The sequence below is a fragment of the Pseudomonas sp. MWU13-2100 genome (assembly GCF_023242365.1).
Lineage (GTDB): Bacteria > Pseudomonadota > Gammaproteobacteria > Pseudomonadales > Pseudomonadaceae > Aquipseudomonas.
This window is the reverse complement of sequence record NZ_JALLIX010000053.1, coordinates 24,343-42,221: the sequence shown is the minus strand read 5'-3', so window position 1 is coordinate 42,221 and position 17,879 is coordinate 24,343. Positions and strand designations below refer to the sequence as shown.

The window sequence follows — 17,879 nt, the reverse complement described above, 5'->3', positions numbered from 1 at the left end:
GAGGATTTGCGTACGATACAATCCTGTAGGAGCCTGACTTGCCAGCGATGCGCTCCTCAAGACCGCCAGAAGCTTCGCGGGCAAGCTCCGCTCCCACTGGTCCTGCGTCGGACACGGGATTTGCGTACGATACAATCCTGTAGGAGCCTGGCTTGCCAGCGATGCGCTCCTCAAGACCACTGGAAGCCTCACAGGCCAACGATTAGAGGACATCCGATGAAGCGCCTGCTCGCCGCCCTTGCCCTCCTCAGCCTGCTGGCCGGCTGCGCCAGCCACGACATCAATCCGCGCGGCTACGACGAAACCGGCATGGCCTCGTATTACGGCGCCAAGCACCAGGGCAAACGCACCGCCAGCGGCGAACCCTTCGACCAACACGGCCTGACCGCCGCCCACCGCCAGTTGCCCTTCGGCACCCGGGTGAAAGTCACCAACCTGACCAACGACAAATCGGTCATAGTGCGCATCAATGATCGCGGCCCCCATACCCGAGGGCGACTGATCGATCTTTCACGCGAAGCGGCCGCCCAACTGGGTATGCTGCGAGGCGGTACCGCCCGCGTACGCATCCAAAGCCTCGACGACTGACCGCTGGAGCCCCTGCCATTTTCGGATTGACCACCCTTCCCTGGCTGAGCCTGATTCAACTGAGCAGCGGCCTGTTGTTGCTGATCGTCGGCGCCGAACTGCTGGTGCGCGCAGCCGTGCGCCTGGCCGCGAGCCTGGCGGTCAGGCCTCTGCTGATCGGCCTGACCATCGTCGCCTTCGGCAGCAGCGCGCCACAATTGGCAGTCAGCGTGCAGGCGGCCGCAGCCGAGAACGCCGATATCGCGGTGGGCAGTGTGATCGGCGGCAATATCTTCAATACCCTGGTCACCCTCGGCCTCTCGGCGTTGATCATCCCATTGCGGGTTTCGCGCCAACTGATCCGCCTGGATATCCCGCTGATGATCTTCGCCAACCTCCTGGTCTTCGCCCTGGCGTTCAATGAAAAACTCGGACGCCTCGACGGCCTGGTGATGCTGGGCGCCTTCGCGCTGTACCTCGGCCTGCTGCTGCGCCAGTCCCACCACCACCACCACCACCACCACCACCACCACCACCACCACATCATCACGCCAGCGACCACCGCCACACACCGATCCGCGCCCTGGCTGAGCAGCCTCGCGTGGATGGGCTTGGGCCTGACGCTGCTGGTGATGGCTGGGCACCTGCTGCTGGACGCCGCCGTGGACGTAGCCACCGAACTGGGCCTGTCCGAACGCATCATCGGCCTGACCGTGGTCGCGGTCGGCACCTCGCTACCGCAGCTGGCCACCTCCTTGATCGCCGCTGTTCGCGGGCAACGGGATATCGCCGTGGGCAATGTGATCGGCGGCAACCTGTTCAACCTGCTGGGGGTGCTCGGCCTCACCGCGCTGCTCGCCCCCACGCCGCTGTCAGTGTCGCCCAACGCCCTGGCCTTCGACCTGCCGGTGATGCTCGGTGTGGCCATGCTGTGCTGGCCGGTATTCTATTCCGGCTACCGCATCACCCGTGCCGAGGGCCTGTTGTTCCTGGGTTTGTACCTGGCCTACGGCCTGCATGTAGTGTGGTTCACCACCGGCATGCCGATGGCCGACAAACTGGAACGCATGATGCTGCTTTTCATCCTGCCGGCGCTCCTGGCGTACTTGTTGTTCAGTACATTCAGGGCCTGGCGTCGCCAACACTCATAGGAGCTGCTGCAATGACCGATCAGAAGAAACCCGGTGTCGAGATGCGTCGTCAGGTCATGGGCGATGCGTTCGTCGACCGCGCCCTGGGCAATGCCAGCGAATTCAGCCAGCCGTTGCAGGACTTCGTCAATGAACACGCCTGGGGCAGTGTCTGGAATCGCGGAGGGTTGCCGCTGAAGACCCGCAGCCTGATCACCCTGGCGGCGCTGACGGCGCTCAAGTGCCCGCAGGAACTCAAAGGCCATGTGCGCGGCGCCTTGAACAACGGCTGCACGGTGGAGGAGATTCGCGAGGCGCTGCTGCATTGCGCGGTGTATGCCGGGGTGCCGGCGGCCATCGATGCGTTCCGTGCCGCCCAGGAAGTGATCGATGCCTACCAGAAGGCCGACTGACTGATCGCGGACTGTGGCGAGCGGGCTTGCCCGCGCTCGGCTGCGCAGCAGTCGCAAAACCGACCACCTCGGTCTACCTGACACATCGGATTTGCTGGTTTTAGGGCCGCTTCGCGGCCCAGCGCGGGCAAGCCCGCTCGCCACAAATATCGGTCAGACTGAAGATTGCCCTTGACTGACAGGCATTAGGGTTGCCCACAAAACAACGTCAGATCCAACCGCCCCATTGCAAGACAAAGATGCCGATATTGGTGGTGATCGCCGCCATCAGGGTGGTGATCACGATAATCGCCGCCGCCAGTTCGTGATTGCCGTTGGCTGCCCGGGCCATGACGAAGCTGGCCGCGGCCGTCGGGCTGCCGAAGTACAGGAACAGAATCCCCAGCTCCGCCCCGCGAAAACCACAGAGCCAGGCACCCAGCGTCGACAGCAGGGGTATGCCGACCATCTTCACCAGGCTCGCGCTCAACGCCAAGTCACCGCTTTTGCGCAATGCCGCCAGGGACAGGGTGCCGCCAATACAGATCAGTGCCAGCGGCAGGGTCATCTGCGCCAGGTAATTGCCGGAGGTCTCCAGCCAGCCGGGCAAGCCGATCTGGAAATAGGCAAAAGGCGCTGCCGCGAGCACGCTGAGGATCAGCGGATTGCTCAGCACATTCTTGAGAATGCTCCAGGGATCGGACTTGATCACCGGGCTGTACACCGCCAGGACAATAGTCGACAGGGTGTTGTAGAACAGGATCACCAGCGCCGCGAGAATCGCCCCCAGGGAAAGCCCATAGCTGCCATACATGCTGGCGGCCAGGGCCAAACCGATCACTCCGTTGTTACCGCGAAAGGCACCCTGGGTATAGATCCCGCGATCGATTTCGGGACAGCGCCAGATCGCCCAACCCCAGCAGCCGGCAAAGCCGACCAGGGTGGCCAGGGCAAAATAGCCCAGCACCTTGGGCTGCAACGCTGCATGCAGGTCGGCATGGAGGATGCCAAGGAACAGCAGCGCCGGCATGGTGACGTTGAACACCAGCGCCGAAGCCGTGTGGATAAAGCTGTCGTTGATCCAGCCCACGCGCTTGAGCAGCACGCCCAGGAACAACATGGCGAAGACCGGCGCGGTGATGGTCAAGATACCGAGAAAGATGGCCAGCATGTCCTGGGAACCCGTTGCCTGTCGTCAGGTGACTGATGATACGGCAAAGCCGCCCTTGTGCCCGTCCATAGGCATGCGCTCAATCGAACTGCGCGCGCATCCAGGCCTGGTACGCAGGCACTTCGGCATCACCTTCACGCGGCGCCCAGTCGGCCAACTCGCCGTCGCCCACCGGACGATAAGGACCGGCCTTGCATTCGAACATCACGCTGTCCGCTTCGAGGACCACCAGGCCATGAAACACCCCGGCCGGCAGGTCGACACCCGAGCATTCACCGCCCGCCTGCAACACGCGCTGGGTCAGCAACTGACCCGCCTCATCGAACACCAACAGGCCCAGGCGGCCCTTGAGCACCAGCAAGGTTTCCGCCTTGTCGGCACTCAGGTGTCGGTGTGGGGCTATATAGGTACTGGGTTGCAATCCGACAGCCAGGCGATGGCAAGGCTCGTCCATCTGGTGGAAGTTGTGATGAACCCGACCACGGGGGCTCGCCATGGCCTTATCGGCCAGTTCGGCGAACAAGGTTGCATCGAGAAAGCTCGGCGTACTCATCCCTTACATCCCCTTGACGGCGTAGATGCCGGCGGCGTTGCGCCAGTAGCCCTTGTAATCCATGCCGTAGCCGAAGATGTAGCGGTCGATGCACGGCAGGCCGACGTAGTCTGCCTTCAGGTCCGGACGGGCCTTGCGGTCGTGGTCCTTGTCGATCAGCACCGCGGTGTGCACCCGGCGAGCACCGGCGTGCTTGCAGAAATCGATGATCGCGCCCAGGGTGTGCCCTTCGTCGAGGATGTCGTCGATGATCAGCACATCGCGGTCGATGAACGAGACTTCCGGCTTGGCTTTCCAGAACAGTTCGCCACCGCTGGTTTCATTGCGGTAGCGGGTCGCGTGCAGGTACGAAGCCTCCAACGGGAAGTTCAGGTGGGTCATCAGCTTGCCGCAGAAGATCAGGCCGCCGTTCATCACGCAGAACAGCACCGGGTTGCTCTCGGCCAGTTCGGCGTTGATCTGCGCGCCGACACGGGCGATGGCCGCTTCGACTTCAGCGTTGGTGTACAGGCAGTCGGCTTCGCGCATGACTTGACGGATATGCTCGAGATCAGCGGACATGGCGCTCTCCAAAAGGGGGCTTATGTAAGAAAAGCGGGCAAAGGTACGCACCCCGCGCGACCAGATCAAGGGTTTCTGGACTAACGTACGGCTGATCTATAGGACATCAACTGCGGATAGATTAATCTAAGCCGTTTTTTGCCCGCCGCCGGAGCCTATTCCCATGCCCATCCGTGAGATCCGCCACCCGCTGATCCGCCACAAGCTCGGCCTGATGCGCCGCGCTGACATTAGCACGAAGAACTTCCGTGAGCTCGCTCAGGAAGTCGGAGCGTTGCTGACCTACGAAGCGACCAAGGACCTGCCCCTGGAAACCTACGATATCCAGGGCTGGTGCGGCACCGTCCAGGTCGAGAAGATCGCCGGCAAGAAGATCACCGTGGTGCCGATCCTGCGTGCCGGTATCGGCATGCTCGAAGGCGTGCTCAGCCTGATCCCGGGCGCCAAGGTCAGCGCCGTGGGCGTGGCCCGCAACGAGGAAACCCTCGAAGCCCACACCTACCTGGAAAAGCTGGTACCGGAAATCGACGAGCGCCTGGCGATGATCATCGACCCGATGCTCGCCACCGGCGGTTCGATGGTCGCGACCATCAATCTGCTGAAGAAAGCCGGCTGCAAGGACATCCGCGCGATGGTCCTGGTGGCGGCGCCGGAAGGGATCGCCGCGGTCGAGAAAGCGCACCCGGACGTGACCATCTACACCGCGTCCGTCGACGAGAAACTCAACGAACACGGCTACATCATTCCGGGCCTGGGCGATGCCGGTGACAAGATCTTCGGCACCAAGCAGAAGGACGCCTGACATGCAGGATGAGTTCAACGACCCGCTCTGGCGCACGGTGCTGTCGGGCGCGCAAATGCTTTTCGTGGCCTTTGGCGCCCTGGTGTTGATGCCGCTGATTACCGGCCTCGACCCGAACGTCGCGCTGTTCACGGCGGGCCTGGGAACTCTCTTGTTCCAGCTGGTGACCGGGCGTCAGGTGCCGGTGTTCCTGGCCTCGAGCTTTGCCTTTATCACCCCGATCATCCTCGCCAAGGGCCAGTTCGGCCTGGCGGCGACCATGGGTGGGGTGATGGCGGCCGGCTTCGTCTACACCTTCCTCGGCCTGGCGGTGAAGATCAAGGGCACCGGTTTCATCGACCGGCTGCTGCCGCCGGTGGTGATCGGCCCGGTGATCATCTCCATCGGCCTGGCCATGGCGCCGATTGCCGCGAACATGGCGATGGGCAAGGCCGGTGACGGTTCCGAACTGATTCACTACCAGACCGCCATGCTGATCTCGATGCCGGCACTGCTGACCACCCTGATCGTGGCCGTGTTCGGCAAGGGCATTTTCCGCCTGGTGCCGATCATCTCCGGGGTCCTGGTGGGGTTTGCCATGTCGTTCTATTTCGGCGTGGTCGACACGGCGAAGATCGCCGCCGCGCCCTGGTTCGCCCTGCCGCACTTCACGGCACCGGAGTTCAACTGGCAGGCGATCCTGTTCATTGTCCCGGTGGCGCTGGCACCGGCCATCGAGCATATCGGCGGGGTGATCGCGGTGGGCAGCGTGACCGGTCGCGACTACCTGAAGAAGCCGGGCCTGCACCGCACCCTGCTCGGTGACGGTATCGCCACCACTGCGGCCGGCCTGTTCGGCGGTCCGCCCAACACCACCTATGCCGAAGTGACCGGCGCGGTGATGCTGACCAAGAACTACAACCCGAAAATCATGACCTGGGCGGCGATCTTTGCCATCAGCCTGGCGTTTATCGGCAAGTTCGGCGCGTTGTTGCAGAGCATTCCGGTGCCAGTGATGGGCGGGATTCTTTGCCTGCTGTTCGGCTCGATCGCGGCAGTGGGGATGAATACCCTGATCCGCCACAAGATCGACCTGGGCGAGGCGCGCAACCTGGTGATTGTTTCGGTGACCCTGGTGTTCGGTATCGGCGGCGTGCTGGTGGGAACCGGTACCGGGCCGGACGACTTCGGCCTCAAGGGTATCGCGCTGTGCGCCGTGGTGGCGATTGCGCTGAACCTGCTGTTGCCGGGCAATGATGGTTGGAAGAACAAGAAGGCCGACGAGCCGTTGTTGTAAGGCTCACGCTTGCTCCCCACAGGGCGCGGATGCCCCCCTTTTGGCGAGCGGGCTTGCCCGCTCGCCACACAAGCCCACCTGCCACAAAAATGCACCAGACGTTAAATCTATAAGGCCAGCGGCGCCCGCTCGCACAGGGTATTCAGCGCCGCCGCCCACTGCGGTTCATCGTTCAGGCACGGCACCAGCACCAACTCCTTGCCCCCCGCGGCGACAAACTGCTCGCGCCCGCGATCACCGATCTCCTCCAGCGTCTCGATGCAATCGGCGACAAACGCCGGGCACATCACCAGCAGCTTCTTCACCCCGGCCTTGGCCAACTCATCCAACCGCGCCTCGGTATAGGGTTCGATCCACTTCGCCCGGCCCAAGCGCGACTGGAACGACACCGACCACTGCCCGTCGGCCAACCCCATGCGCTCGGCAAACCCCGCCGCCGCGCGTAGACACTGAGCGCGGTAGCAGGTAGCGAGCACCGCCGGCGAGGCGTTCTTGCAGCAATCGGCATCCTTGAAGCAATGGCTGCCGCTGGCATCGAGCTTGGTCAGGTGCCGCTCCGGCAAACCATGGAAACTCAACAGCAAATGATCGAAGCCCTCGTCCAGATACGGCCTGGCACTGGCCACCAGGGCCTCGAGGTATTCCGGCTGGTCGTAGAAGGGTTGCAGGATGGAGAACTGCACGTCGAGCTTGCGCTCGCGCACCACCCGCCGGGCTTCCTCGATCACCGTGGTCACGGTGCTGTCGGCGAACTGCGGATACAGCGGCGCCAGGGTCACCTTGCGAATGCCTTGCCTGGCCAGGCGGATCAGTACCGTCTCAAGCGAAGGCTCGCCGTAACGCATCGCCAGCTCCACCGGGCCCTGGGTCCACTGCGTGGTCATCTGCTGCTGCAAGCGACGACTGAGTACCACCAGCGGCGAGCCCTCCTCCCACCAGATCGAGGCATAGGCGTGCGCCGACTGCTCCGGGCGCTTGATCAGGATCAACGACACCAGCAAGCGCCGGACCGGCCAGGGCAGGTCGATCACATAGGGATCCATCAGGAATTGATTGAGGTAGCTGCGCACATCGGCGACCGAAGTGGAGGCCGGAGAACCCAGGTTGACCAGAAGCAAGGCGTGATCGGTCATGCAACGTCCTATTTCAGAGGCGGCCCGAGAGATCGTCGAGGGCCGCGGGTAGATCGTTAAACTGAAAAACAAATCCCGCCGCCAACAACCGCGCCGGTGTCACACGTTGGCCGCCGAGCAGCAACAACGCCAGCTCACCCAGGCCCAGGCGCAGGACAAAGGCCGGCAGCGGAATCAGCGCCGGGCGATGCAGGACCTTGCCCAGCGCCTTGGCGAACGTCTTGTTGCGCACCGGCTTTGGCGCGCAGGCATTATAGGGACCGTGGGCATCACTGCGATGCAGAAGAAAATCAATCGCGGCGATTTGATCGCGCACATGAATCCACGGCATCCATTGCCGACCGTTGCCAATCGGCCCCCCCAGCCCCAGTTTGAACGGCAGCAGCAGGCGCGACAAAAAGCCGCCCTCGGCCGCCAGCACCAAGCCAGTGCGCACCAGCACCACGCGAATCCCCAAGGCCTCGGCGCGCTGCGCGGTTTCTTCCCAGGCAATCGACAGGCGGCTGGCGAAATCCTCGCTCACCGGCGGCGAATCCTCGGTCAACTCACGCTCACCACCATCGCCGTACCAGCCCACCGCGGAACCGGAAATCAATACCGCGGGACGCTGCTCACGCCCCTCCAGCCAGGCCAGCAGGGTTTCGGTCAGCTGGATCCGGCTGCTCCAGAGCAGGGCCTTGCGCTTGTGGGTCCAGAGCCGGTCGGCAATCGGCGCGCCGGCCAGGTTGATCACCGCGTCCAGCGGCTCGCCGGCCAGTTCCTCGAGATGCCGTACACCCCGCACCTGGGCGCCGCACAAACGCGCCACCTGCTCGGGGCGACGGCTCCACACCGTCAGCCGATGTCCCTGCGTCGACCAGTACGCGCACAGTTGGCGCCCGATCAAACCAGTACCGCCGGTCAGCAATATGTGCATGAGTGCGTCCTCGCGTAACGTTTTGTCGAGAGCGTTAGTCTATTTTTAGAACAGGGCTCTTTTTTCTCTCGACCGAAATATGTTTTAACAATAGGACAGAGTGAACCGACAGGCAGGTCGCAACTTATACCAAAAAACAAGATTGTACAGGTTTTGCTGACGGCGTAGTCTGTGCTTACAGGTAACGAGGCCCACCCATGACTGTACCCATCGCAATAATCGGTGCCGGCATCGCCGGACTCTCGGCCGCCCGGGCATTGCACGATGCCGGGCATTGCATCGAAATTTTCGACAAGAGCCGTGGCAGCGGCGGGCGCATGTCCAGCAAACGCAGCGATGCCGGTGCGCTGGACCTGGGCGCGCAGTACTTCACCGCCCGCGACCGCCGCTTCGTCAAGGAAGTCCAGCGCTGGCAGGCTGAAGGCTGGGTCGCCGAATGGGACCCGCAGCTCTACAACTTCCAGAACGGCCAATTGAGCCTGTCGCCGGACGAGCAGACCCGCTGGGTCGGCACGCCACGCATGAGCGCGATTACCCGTGGCTTGCTCGGTAAACTCCAGGCGCATTTCAGTTGCCGGATCACCGAGGTGTTCCACGGCGAACAGCATTGGCACCTGCAGGATGCCGAAGGCTACACCCACGGCCCGTTCAGCCAGGTCATCATCGCCACGCCCGCGCCCCAGGCCACCGCCCTGCTGGCCTCCGCGCCGAAACTCGCCGGGGCCGCCGCCGGGGTGCAGATGGAGCCGACCTGGGCCATCGCCCTGGCCTTCGACACGCCGCTGGACACACCGATGGAAGGCTGCTTCGTGCAGGACAGCCCGCTCGACTGGCTGGCCCGCAACCGCAGCAAGCCGGCGCGCGACAGCCACCTTGATACCTGGGTTCTGCACGCCACCAGCACCTGGAGCAAGCAGCACCTGGACCTGTCCAAGGAAGCCGTGATCGAGCAGTTGCACGGTGCCTTTGCCGAGTTGCTGCACGCCAGCATGCCGGCCCCGGTCTTCACCCTCGCCCACCGCTGGCTCTATGCCCGACCGGCCGGCGCACGGGAATGGGGGGCGCTGGCCGATGCCGACCTGGGCCTCTACGTGTGTGGCGACTGGTGCCTCTCCGGACGCGTCGAAGGCGCCTGGCTCAGCGGCCAGGAAGCGGCCCGGAGACTGATGGAGCACCTGGGTTGAACCGCATCAACCCGAACAAGCTGCTGCTGTCGAAATGGACGGCAGCCCGCCCCCTGAACCGGGAGAAACATTTCCTGGTGACCGAACTGTTTCGCGATGAACAAGACCGCGTGTTCGAAGTCGAGCTGCAAGCGGTGATGAGTCAACGCAACCAACGCATCAGCTGGGCCCACCTGAAAGATACCGATACCTGGAGAATGGGCTGGCAATAAGCCCCCGAAAATCCTGTACAAATAATTTGACTTGTACAAGATAGGACCTATGATGGCATTTAGTTGTACAAGCACAATTGCCTGTACAAGTATTTCTCTCGAGGTCTTCCATGCCCGTCGCCACTGAGTTGCCGCGCAAGCCCAGAATCGCCATCAGCGCCTGCTTGATGGGCCTTGAGGTGCGCTACAACGGCGGGCACAAGGAATCGCGACTGTGCAGCCGCACCCTCAACGAATACTTCGATTTCATTCCGTTGTGCCCGGAAGCGGCCATTGGCCTGGGCATTCCCCGCGAGCCGATTCGCCTGGTGGGTGACCCAGAGCAACCCCGGGCCGTGGGCAGTGTCCACGCCGAGACCGACGTGACCCAGCCGCTGGCCGAGTATGGCGAGCGGATGGCCAGCGAACTCACGGATATCTGCGGCTATATCTTCATGCAGAAGTCACCGTCCTGCGGGCTGGAGCGGGTCAAGGTCTACCAGGACGACGGCAGGCCCGCCGAAGACGGACGCGGCATTTACGCCCAGGCGTTTTGCGCGCAACACCCCGACTTGCCGGTGGAAGAGGATGGCCGGCTGAACGATGCGGTCTTGCGGGAAAACTTCCTGACCCGGGTCTTCGCCTACGCGGCCTGGCAGGACCTGCGCCAAGCCGGCCTCACGCGACGCGGCCTGACCGAGTTCCACGCCGGCTACAAATACCTGCTGATGGCGCACAACCCGTTGCAGTACAAGGCGCTCGGCAAGTTGCTGGGCAGCATGGGCAACACCGATGCCGAAACCGTAGGGCCACGCTATTTCAGCCAATTGATGGCCGCCCTGAAAAAATGCGCGACCCGCCGCACCCACACCAATGTCCTGCAACACCTCACCGGCTACCTGAAGCAATCCATCAGCGCCGAAGACAAACAGGAAGTGCTGCAGGTCATCGGTCAGTACCACCAGGGCATCGTGCCACTGGTGGTGCCATTGACCCTGCTCAAGCACCACTTCCGCCAGCACCCCGATCTCTATATCGCCCGCCAGGTGTACCTGCAACCGCACCCGGAAAACCTCAGCCTGCGAAATGCCATCTGATATGAGCGACTCTCTGGAAGCGCCCGTCGATTACGCCAGCGCACTGGAACAGGGCTGGCTGCCCATTCGCGAAGTGGCCCGGCAAACCGGCGTCAACGCCGTGACCCTGAGGGCCTGGGAACGCCGCTATGGCCTGGTGGTGCCGCACCGTACGCCCAAGGGCCATCGGCTGTTTTGCGCCGAACACGTGCAACGTATCCAGGCCATTGTCACTTGGCTCAATCGCGGCGTCGCGGTCAGCCAGATCAAGCAACTGCTCGACAGCGGCCCGCCCCCCGCCGAGCCGGCCACCAACGATTGGCAGGCCCTGCGCCAGGACCTGGTCCAGGCCATCAGCCAATTGGCCGAGCGCCAGGTCGACGACCGTTTCAACCAGGCCATGTCGCTGTACCCACCGCGAACCTTGTGCGAGCAGTTGCTGCTGCCGCTGCTGGCGGACCTCGAGCAACGCTGGCGGGGCCAGTTCGGCGGGCAGATGGAGCGGACATTCTTCTACACCTGGCTGCGCAGCAAGCTGGGGGCGCGGGTCTATCACAACAACCGGCAACTCAAGGGTGCGCCGGTCCTGCTGGTCAACCATTCCGACCTGGCAATGGAGCCGCACCTGTGGCTGACCGCCTGGCTGGTGAGCAGCGCCGACTGCCCGGTGGAAGTCTTCGACTGGCCCTTGCCGCCCAACGAACTGGCCCTGGCCACCGAGCACCTGAAAAGCCGCGCGGTGCTGCTGTATTCGAGCAAGGCCATGAACCTGGCGGCCCTGCCCAGGCTGCTGGGCGGTATCCATTGCCCAGTGCTGATTGCCGGACCGACGGTATGCATCCATTTCGCCGAGTTGTCCGTAAGTACCCAGGAGAGCGCTGACATGACCCTGGCCGAAGACCCGGTGTCCGCCTACCAGAGCCTGACCCGGCTCGGACTGATCTAACGCCCTCGCCCATGACACAAGGAATGGCTATGCAACTGCTCTGGCTGCGCACCGATCTGCGCCTGCATGACAATACCGCACTGGCCGCAGCCGCCGGGCAAGGGCCGACGGTCGCCGTTTACCTGGTGACGCCCGGGCAATGGCGGCTGCACGACGATGCCCCATGCAAGGTCGATTTCTGGCTGCGCAACCTGCAGGTCCTGAGCAAGGCCCTGGCGGCCCTGAATATCCCGCTGCTGATTCGTCATGCCCACACCTGGGACCAGGTGCCCGAGGTGCTGGGCAGCCTGTGCCAGTCGCTGAAGATCGATGCCGTGCACGTCAACGAAGAGTATGGCGTTCACGAAAGCCGCCGCGATCAGGCGGTGGCCCGCGCACTCGAAATGCAGGGCATCGGTTTCCATAGCCACCTGGATCAACTGCTCTTCAAGCCCGGTAGCGTATTGACCCGCACCGGCACCTACTTCCAGGTTTTCAGCCAGTTCCGCAAGGTCTGCTACAGCCGCCTGCACGGCGCTCTGCCACGCCTGATCGCCCCCCCCAAGGCCCAGACGGCGCTGGCGTTCGAAGCCGATCCGGTGCCCGCCGAAATCGCAGGGTTCGCGCCCCCCGGCCAAGCCCTGCGCGACCTCTGGCCCGCCGGCGAGGACGAAGCCCGGCGGCGCCTGACAATCTTCGCCGAACAGCAGATCGACTATTACCAGAGCGAGCGGGATTTCCCGGCCAAGCCCGGCACCAGCCAACTGTCCGCCTACCTCGCCGCCGGGGTGATCTCGCCGCGCCAGTGCCTGCACGCGGCGCTGCAGAGCAACCAGGGCGAGTTCGAAAGCGGCAGCATCGGCGCCGTCACCTGGATCAACGAACTGCTCTGGCGCGAGTTCTACAAACATATCCTGGTGGGCTATCCACGGGTCTCGAAGCAGCGCGCCTTCCGCCCGGAAACCGAAGCCCTGGCCTGGCGCCAGGTGCCGGAAGAACTGGCGGCCTGGCAGGAGGCACGCACCGGCCTGCCGATCATCGACGCGGCCATGCGCCAACTGCTCGAAACCGGCTGGATGCACAACCGCCTGCGCATGGTGGTGGCGATGTTCCTGACCAAGAACCTGCTGATCGACTGGCGCGAAGGCGAACGTTTCTTCATGCGCCACCTGATCGACGGCGACCTGGCGGCCAACAACGGCGGCTGGCAATGGAGCGCGTCCACCGGCACCGACGCAGCGCCCTACTTCCGGATTTTCAACCCGCTGAGCCAATCGGAAAAATTCGATCGCGAAGGGCTGTTCATCAAACACTGGCTACCGGAGTTGGCCGGCCTGGACAACAAGGCTGTGCACAACCCGGCGGCACTCGGCGGCCTGTTCGGCCTGGCAAGTTATCCACAGCCCATGGTCGACCTGGGCCGCAGCCGCGACCGCGCCCTCGCCGCCTTCAGGAACCTGCCACAACGGCGGGAGGCGGGAGGTGCCCATGAGTGAGTTCCTCGACCATTTCGCCCGGCAATTCGTCCTGCTGGACAAGGACAATCTGCCGCGCCTCGGCGAACTCTACAGCGACGAAGTGCTGTTCACCGATCCTCTCCACGAGATCAGCGGCCTGGCGCAGCTGCAGCGTTATTTCGCACAGCTGTACGCCTCGATCAGCGAGCTGCAATACGACATTCACGGCCTCGATCACGTCCGTGAAGGCGAAGGTTATCTGCGCTGGCACATGAGCTATCGTCATCCCAGACTGGCCAGGGGACGGCCTATTCACGTCGACGGTTGTTCGCATCTGTTGTGGTTCGACAAAGTCTATCGGCATCGCGATTACTTCGATGCCGGGGCCTTGCTGTATGACCATGTGCCGCTACTGGGCCAGGCAACGGCCTGGTTGAAAAGGAGACTGGGATGAGCATTACACCTCCACGACGCATCTGGCTCACGGGGGCCAGCAGCGGCATCGGCGCGGCCATCGCCGAAGTCCTGCTCAAGGCCGGTGCGCACCTGGCTGTCAGTGCCCGAAGTATCGAGCCGCTGCAAGCCCTGGATGAACGCTATCCCGGGCAACTGCTGTTGGTACCCGGCGACCTGACCGACAGCCAGCAGGTCCGCGAAATCGGCGAATGCATCACCCGGGCCTGGGGCGCCCTGGATACAGTGATTCTCAACGCCGGCACCTGTGAATATGTCGACGCCCAGGCCTTCGATGCCTCGATCATCGAGCGGGTGGTACGCACCAACCTGCTGGCCAGCAGTTATTGCATCGAGGCCGCCTTGCCGCTGCTGCGTGCCGGCCAGCAACCGCATCTGGTGGGTATCGCCAGTTCAGTCACCTTCCTGCCGCTGCCCCGGGCCGAAGCCTACGGCGCGTCAAAGGCCGGGATGCGCTACCTGTTCGAATCCCTGCGCATCGACCTGGCGCATGAAGGGATCACCGTCACCGTGGTCAGCCCCGGTTTTGTCGACACCCCGCTGACCCAGAAAAACGACTTTCCCATGCCGCTGAGCTGGTCGGCCGAAAAAGCCGCCAACTACATCTGCGAAAAGCTCAAGCAACGGCCCCTGGAAATTGCCTTTCCAGCGCTGTTCATGGCCGGGCTCTGGCCCCTCTCGCGCTTGTCCAAACGGCTGCAACTGGCCATCGGCAAACGCATGGCCCGCGGCTCCGACCACAACAAGGGCAAACCATGAAAATCGCCCTGATCGGCAGCGGCATCTCGGGGCTGACCTGCGGCTATCTGCTGAGTCGCCGGCACCAGATCAGCCTGTTCGAAGCCGCCGACTGGATTGGCGGCCACACCCATACCGTGGATGTGACGGTCAATGGCCGGCGCCATGCCGTGGACACTGGATTCATCGTGTTCAACGACTGGACCTACCCGAACTTCATCCGCCTGCTGAATACTCTGGGCGTGAGCTACAAAGCCACCGAAATGAGTTTCTCGGTACGCGACCCGGCCACGAACCTGGAATACAACGGCAACAACCTCAACAGCCTGTTCGCCCAGCGGCGTAATCTTTGGTCGCCAGGGTTCTGGGGCATGCTGCGCGACATCCTGCGTTTCAATCGCCAAGCCCTCGACGACCTCGAACAGCAACGCATCGCCAGCCACACCACCCTCGGCGATTACCTGCACCGCGGCGGCTACGGCCAGCGCTTTATCCAGCACTACATCGTGCCCATGGGCGCGGCGATCTGGTCAATGTCGCTGGCCGATATGCTCGGTTTCCCGCTGCAGTTGTTCGTACGCTTCTTCAAGAACCATGGCCTGTTGTCGGTGAGCAATCGCCCGCAATGGCGGGTGATCGACGGCGGTTCGCGCCAGTACATCGAGCCACTGGTCGCCGGATTTCGCCAGCACATCCGTCTCAAGTGCCCGGTGAGCCGGGTCGAACGCGATGAACGTGGTGTCACAATCCACAGTGCCGCCGGCAGCGAGCGCTTCGACAAGGTGATCTTCGCTTGCCACAGTGACCAGGCACTACGCCTGCTCGCCGCCCCCAGCGAGGCCGAACGGCAGATCCTCGGCGCCCTGCCCTACGCGGAAAACGAGGTGGTGCTGCATACCGACAGCCGCCTGCTGCCGGATCGCCGGCTGGCCTGGGCCAGTTGGAACTATCGCCTCGGTGACGAAGGCCAGCGCCTGGCCGCCGTCACCTACAACATGAACATCCTGCAGGGTATCGAGAGCGACACCACCTTCTGTGTCAGCCTCAACCAGGGCGCGCAGATCGATCCGCTGAAGATCCTCGCCCGCTACACCTATGCCCACCCGCAGTACAGCCTGACGGCCGTCGCCGCGCAAAATCGTTGGGAAGAGTTATATGGCAATCAACATACCTACTATTGCGGCGCTTATTGGGCCAACGGTTTCCACGAAGACGGTGTGACCAGCGCCCTGCGGGTCAGCGCGGCCTTTGGTGAGTCCCTGTGAACAGCGCCCTGTACAGCGGCTGGATCAGCCACCGGCGCTTTTCGCCACGCGCCCATGCATTCCGTTACCGGATCGGCCTGCTGTACCTGGACCTCGACGAACAGGACGCGGTACTCGGACTGTCGCCACTGGCCGGCAGCCAGCGCCTGGCGCCCTTCGCCTTTCGCGAAACCGATTACCTGCGCCGCTTTACGCGCCAGGGCGTGCGCCTGATCGATGCGGTCCGCCAACAGGTCGGCGAGGCCCTCGGGCAAACCCCGCAAGGCCCGATCCGCTTGCTGACCCAGGCGCGCAGCTGGGGCCTGGCGTTCAACCCGGTGAGTTTCTTCTACTGCCATGACATCGACGGGCAACTGCTGGCCATTCTCTGCGAGGTCACCAACACCCCCTGGGGCGAGCACTACCACTATGTGCTGCCCGCCGAAGGCAGCGGCCACCAGCACGTCAGCGTGGCCAAGGCGTTCCATGTCTCGCCGTTCCTGCCCCGGGACCTGGAATACCGCATGAGTTTCAGCCCGCCCGCCGAACGACTCGGCGTGCACATGGCCGACTGGCAGGGCGACCTCAAGGTCTTCGACGCAACCCTCAGCCTGCAACGCGAAGTCCTCGATCGCGCCAGCCTGCACCGCTACCTGCGGCGTTTTCCCTGGATGACCGCCAAGACCTGCCTGGCGATCTACTGGCAAGCCCTGCGCCTGTTTTTCAAACGCACCCCGATCTTCTCCCACCAGGCCGCCGACGGCGCCTTCAGCCTTGCCGCGACGCAAACCGAGGAGCGACACCATGAGCAACGCCATGAAAAGTTCTAGCCTGGTGACCAGGCCCCATCGGTTCAGCGCCAACAGCCTGTCCACCGCCGTGTTGCGCCGGGGGGTGCTGCGCCAGCTGAACCAGCTGCGTCATGGCCAGTTGCTGGTGGTCGAAGACAGCGAACGGCAACTGTTCGGCCAGGCCGACGCCGGCCTGCAAGGGGAGATCCATATTCAGGACCCGGCGGTCTGGGGCATGGTCGCCGGCAACGGCTCCATCGGCGCCGGAGAAGCGTTTATCCATGGCTACTGGAGCAGCCCGGACCTGACCGCGGTAGTCCGGGTGTTTGTCAGCAACCTGGACGTGCTCGACGCCATGGAGAGTGGCCTGGCGCGACTCGGGCGGCCGTTCATCCAGGGTCTGCACTGGCTCAACCGCAACACCCGCAAAGGCTCGCGGAAAAATATCGAAGCGCATTACGACCTCGGCAACGAGCTGTTCGAGCAGTTCCTCGACCCGACCATGATGTATTCCGCCGCCCAGTTCCTCAGGGCCGACGACAGCCTGGAACAGGCCCAGTTGAACAAGCTGGAACGCATCTGCCGCAAGCTCGACCTGCAACCGGACGACCACTTGCTGGAGATCGGCACCGGTTGGGGCAGCATGGCGATCCATGCCGCGCAGCATTACGGTTGCAAGGTCACCACCACCACACTGTCCCGGGAACAGTTCGCTTACACCCGACAACGCATTGACGCCCTGGGTCTGCAAGACCAGGTCACGTTGCTGCTCGAAGACTACCGCGACCTCACGGGCCAGTACGACAAGCTGGTGTCCATCGAAATGATCGAGGCGGTCGGCCATCAGTTTCTCGCCCACTACTTCCAGCAATGCGCGCACCTGCTCAAGAGCAACGGCCTGATGCTGCTGCAAGCCATCACCATCCGCGAGCAGCGCTATGAGCAGGCGAAGAACAACGTCGACTTCATCCAGCGCTATATCTTCCCCGGCGGTGCCTTGCCCAGCGTGCAGAAGATGCTCGAGGTAGTCAGCCGCGAAACCGATATGAACCTGCTGCACATGGAGGACTTCGGCCTGCATTACGCACGGACCCTGCGCCTGTGGCACGAGAACTTCCGCCGCGCCCATGGGCGCCTGGGCGAACTGGGCTACGACGACTATTTCCTGCGCCTGTGGGAGTTCTACCTGTGCTACTGCGAGGGCGGCTTCCTCGAGCGCAGCATCGGCACTGCCCAGTTGCTGCTGGCCAAACCGGCGGCGCAGCCCCAGCCGCTGCTCGGGCGCTTCGATGCTTGAG

The 17,879-nt window shown here is 63.4% G+C and carries 20 protein-coding genes; 15 read left to right on the top strand and 5 right to left on the bottom strand.

Features of this window, described 5'->3' with window-relative positions; genetic code table 11:
• The first annotated feature begins 216 nt into the window (after positions 1-216).
• The 3 genes from M5B99_RS26485 (at position 217) to M5B99_RS26475 (ending at position 2,110) form a co-directional block, all read left to right on the top strand.
• Positions 217-588, top strand: a complete 372-nt coding sequence (locus M5B99_RS26485) for a septal ring lytic transglycosylase RlpA family protein (RefSeq protein WP_248806833.1) — start codon at positions 217-219, stop codon at positions 586-588.
• Between the two features lie 104 nt (positions 589-692).
• Entirely contained in the window at positions 693-1,718 is a 1,026-nt protein-coding gene (locus tag M5B99_RS26480) for a calcium/sodium antiporter (protein WP_412548763.1), read from the top strand.
• Between the two features lie 11 nt (positions 1,719-1,729).
• Entirely contained in the window at positions 1,730-2,110 is a 381-nt protein-coding gene (locus M5B99_RS26475; protein ID WP_248806832.1) for a carboxymuconolactone decarboxylase family protein, read from the top strand.
• 208 nt (positions 2,111-2,318) lie between these two features.
• Here M5B99_RS26475 and M5B99_RS26470 read toward each other — a convergent pair whose 3' ends face one another.
• From M5B99_RS26470 to M5B99_RS26460, 3 genes are all read right to left on the bottom strand, one after another.
• Complete coding sequence (locus tag M5B99_RS26470; RefSeq protein WP_248806831.1) at positions 2,319-3,260, bottom strand: AEC family transporter; 942 nt, start codon at positions 3,258-3,260, stop codon at positions 2,319-2,321.
• 79 nt (positions 3,261-3,339) lie between these two features.
• On the bottom strand, positions 3,340-3,813 hold the full coding sequence (locus M5B99_RS26465; protein ID WP_248806830.1) for a WbuC family cupin fold metalloprotein: 474 nt from the start codon (positions 3,811-3,813) through the stop codon (positions 3,340-3,342).
• A 3-nt stretch (positions 3,814-3,816) separates the two neighbouring features.
• Positions 3,817-4,374 (bottom strand): hypoxanthine-guanine phosphoribosyltransferase, encoded by a 558-nt coding sequence (locus tag M5B99_RS26460; protein WP_248806829.1) that lies wholly within the window; start codon positions 4,372-4,374, stop codon positions 3,817-3,819.
• Positions 4,375-4,537: 163 nt separating this feature from the next.
• Here M5B99_RS26460 and upp point away from each other — a divergent pair, with 163 nt between their 5' ends.
• Positions 4,538-5,176, top strand: coding sequence for a uracil phosphoribosyltransferase (gene upp, locus M5B99_RS26455; RefSeq protein WP_248806828.1), 639 nt, complete (start codon positions 4,538-4,540; stop codon positions 5,174-5,176).
• 1 nt (position 5,177) lies between these two features.
• Positions 5,178-6,452 carry a uracil-xanthine permease family protein gene (locus tag M5B99_RS26450; RefSeq protein WP_248806827.1) on the top strand — a complete coding sequence of 425 codons (1,275 nt, stop codon included), beginning with the start codon at positions 5,178-5,180 and terminating at the stop codon, positions 6,450-6,452.
• Positions 6,453-6,559: 107 nt separating this feature from the next.
• Here the strand turns inward: M5B99_RS26450 and hemH are convergent, their stop codons facing one another.
• Complete coding sequence (hemH, locus tag M5B99_RS26445) at positions 6,560-7,585, bottom strand: ferrochelatase (RefSeq protein WP_248806826.1); 1,026 nt, start codon at positions 7,583-7,585, stop codon at positions 6,560-6,562.
• Between the two features lie 13 nt (positions 7,586-7,598).
• Positions 7,599-8,501 carry a TIGR01777 family oxidoreductase gene (locus M5B99_RS26440; RefSeq protein ID WP_248806825.1) on the bottom strand — a complete coding sequence of 301 codons (903 nt, stop codon included), beginning with the start codon at positions 8,499-8,501 and terminating at the stop codon, positions 7,599-7,601.
• Positions 8,502-8,698: 197 nt separating this feature from the next.
• Here M5B99_RS26440 and M5B99_RS26435 point away from each other — a divergent pair, with 197 nt between their 5' ends.
• The 10 genes from M5B99_RS26435 (at position 8,699) to M5B99_RS26390 (ending at position 17,878) form a co-directional block, all read left to right on the top strand.
• Positions 8,699-9,685: an NAD(P)/FAD-dependent oxidoreductase gene (locus tag M5B99_RS26435; RefSeq protein ID WP_248806824.1), complete on the top strand. Its 987-nt coding sequence runs from the start codon at positions 8,699-8,701 to the stop codon at positions 9,683-9,685.
• Complete coding sequence (locus M5B99_RS26430; protein ID WP_248806823.1) at positions 9,682-9,897, top strand: TIGR02450 family Trp-rich protein; 216 nt, start codon at positions 9,682-9,684, stop codon at positions 9,895-9,897. Before M5B99_RS26435 ends, M5B99_RS26430 begins: the two co-directional genes overlap by 4 nt.
• Positions 9,898-10,007: 110 nt before the next feature.
• Positions 10,008-10,973, top strand: a complete 966-nt coding sequence (locus M5B99_RS26425) for a YbgA family protein (protein ID WP_248806822.1) — start codon at positions 10,008-10,010, stop codon at positions 10,971-10,973.
• Position 10,974: 1 nt separating this feature from the next.
• Positions 10,975-11,898, top strand: coding sequence for a MerR family transcriptional regulator (locus M5B99_RS26420; protein ID WP_248806821.1), 924 nt, complete (start codon positions 10,975-10,977; stop codon positions 11,896-11,898).
• Positions 11,899-11,927: 29 nt separating this feature from the next.
• A complete protein-coding gene (phrB, locus tag M5B99_RS26415; protein WP_248806820.1) occupies positions 11,928-13,373 on the top strand; it encodes a deoxyribodipyrimidine photo-lyase in 1,446 nt (481 codons plus the stop codon).
• On the top strand, positions 13,366-13,788 hold the full coding sequence (locus M5B99_RS26410) for a nuclear transport factor 2 family protein (RefSeq protein ID WP_248806819.1): 423 nt from the start codon (positions 13,366-13,368) through the stop codon (positions 13,786-13,788). Before phrB ends, M5B99_RS26410 begins: the two co-directional genes overlap by 8 nt.
• Complete coding sequence (locus tag M5B99_RS26405) at positions 13,785-14,567, top strand: SDR family NAD(P)-dependent oxidoreductase (protein ID WP_248806818.1); 783 nt, start codon at positions 13,785-13,787, stop codon at positions 14,565-14,567. The genes M5B99_RS26410 and M5B99_RS26405 overlap by 4 nt, the downstream gene beginning before the upstream one ends.
• Positions 14,564-15,811, top strand: a complete 1,248-nt coding sequence (locus M5B99_RS26400; protein ID WP_248806817.1) for an NAD(P)/FAD-dependent oxidoreductase — start codon at positions 14,564-14,566, stop codon at positions 15,809-15,811. Before M5B99_RS26405 ends, M5B99_RS26400 begins: the two co-directional genes overlap by 4 nt.
• The gene (locus M5B99_RS26395; protein WP_248806816.1) at positions 15,808-16,620 is read left to right on the top strand and encodes a DUF1365 domain-containing protein; all 813 of its coding nucleotides are present in this window, start codon (positions 15,808-15,810) and stop codon (positions 16,618-16,620) included. The genes M5B99_RS26400 and M5B99_RS26395 overlap by 4 nt, the downstream gene beginning before the upstream one ends.
• Positions 16,607-17,878 carry an SAM-dependent methyltransferase gene (locus M5B99_RS26390; protein ID WP_248806815.1) on the top strand — a complete coding sequence of 424 codons (1,272 nt, stop codon included), beginning with the start codon at positions 16,607-16,609 and terminating at the stop codon, positions 17,876-17,878. The genes M5B99_RS26395 and M5B99_RS26390 overlap by 14 nt, the downstream gene beginning before the upstream one ends.
• Position 17,879: the final 1 nt, after the last annotated feature.

What these genes read in the sequence shown, in the direction of transcription:
- M5B99_RS26475 (WP_248806832.1), top strand. Translation starts at nt 1,730, where the DNA reads ATGACCGATCAGAAGAAACCCGGTGTCGAGATGCGTCGTCAGGTCATG.
- hemH (WP_248806826.1), bottom strand. Translation starts at nt 7,585, where the DNA reads ATGACCGATCACGCCTTGCTTCTGGTCAACCTGGGTTCTCCGGCCTCC.
- M5B99_RS26460 (WP_248806829.1), bottom strand. Translation starts at nt 4,374, where the DNA reads ATGTCCGCTGATCTCGAGCATATCCGTCAAGTCATGCGCGAAGCCGAC.
- M5B99_RS26435 (WP_248806824.1), top strand. Translation starts at nt 8,699, where the DNA reads ATGACTGTACCCATCGCAATAATCGGTGCCGGCATCGCCGGACTCTCG.
- M5B99_RS26400 (WP_248806817.1), top strand. Translation starts at nt 14,564, where the DNA reads ATGAAAATCGCCCTGATCGGCAGCGGCATCTCGGGGCTGACCTGCGGC.
- M5B99_RS26470 (WP_248806831.1), bottom strand. Translation starts at nt 3,260, where the DNA reads ATGCTGGCCATCTTTCTCGGTATCTTGACCATCACCGCGCCGGTCTTC.
- M5B99_RS26440 (WP_248806825.1), bottom strand. Translation starts at nt 8,501, where the DNA reads ATGCACATATTGCTGACCGGCGGTACTGGTTTGATCGGGCGCCAACTG.
- M5B99_RS26450 (WP_248806827.1), top strand. Translation starts at nt 5,178, where the DNA reads ATGCAGGATGAGTTCAACGACCCGCTCTGGCGCACGGTGCTGTCGGGC.
- M5B99_RS26420 (WP_248806821.1), top strand. Translation starts at nt 10,975, where the DNA reads ATGAGCGACTCTCTGGAAGCGCCCGTCGATTACGCCAGCGCACTGGAA.
- M5B99_RS26390 (WP_248806815.1), top strand. Translation starts at nt 16,607, where the DNA reads ATGAAAAGTTCTAGCCTGGTGACCAGGCCCCATCGGTTCAGCGCCAAC.
- upp (WP_248806828.1), top strand. Translation starts at nt 4,538, where the DNA reads ATGCCCATCCGTGAGATCCGCCACCCGCTGATCCGCCACAAGCTCGGC.
- M5B99_RS26425 (WP_248806822.1), top strand. Translation starts at nt 10,008, where the DNA reads ATGCCCGTCGCCACTGAGTTGCCGCGCAAGCCCAGAATCGCCATCAGC.
- M5B99_RS26465 (WP_248806830.1), bottom strand. Translation starts at nt 3,813, where the DNA reads ATGAGTACGCCGAGCTTTCTCGATGCAACCTTGTTCGCCGAACTGGCC.
- phrB (WP_248806820.1), top strand. Translation starts at nt 11,928, where the DNA reads ATGCAACTGCTCTGGCTGCGCACCGATCTGCGCCTGCATGACAATACC.
- M5B99_RS26410 (WP_248806819.1), top strand. Translation starts at nt 13,366, where the DNA reads ATGAGTGAGTTCCTCGACCATTTCGCCCGGCAATTCGTCCTGCTGGAC.
- M5B99_RS26405 (WP_248806818.1), top strand. Translation starts at nt 13,785, where the DNA reads ATGAGCATTACACCTCCACGACGCATCTGGCTCACGGGGGCCAGCAGC.
- M5B99_RS26485 (WP_248806833.1), top strand. Translation starts at nt 217, where the DNA reads ATGAAGCGCCTGCTCGCCGCCCTTGCCCTCCTCAGCCTGCTGGCCGGC.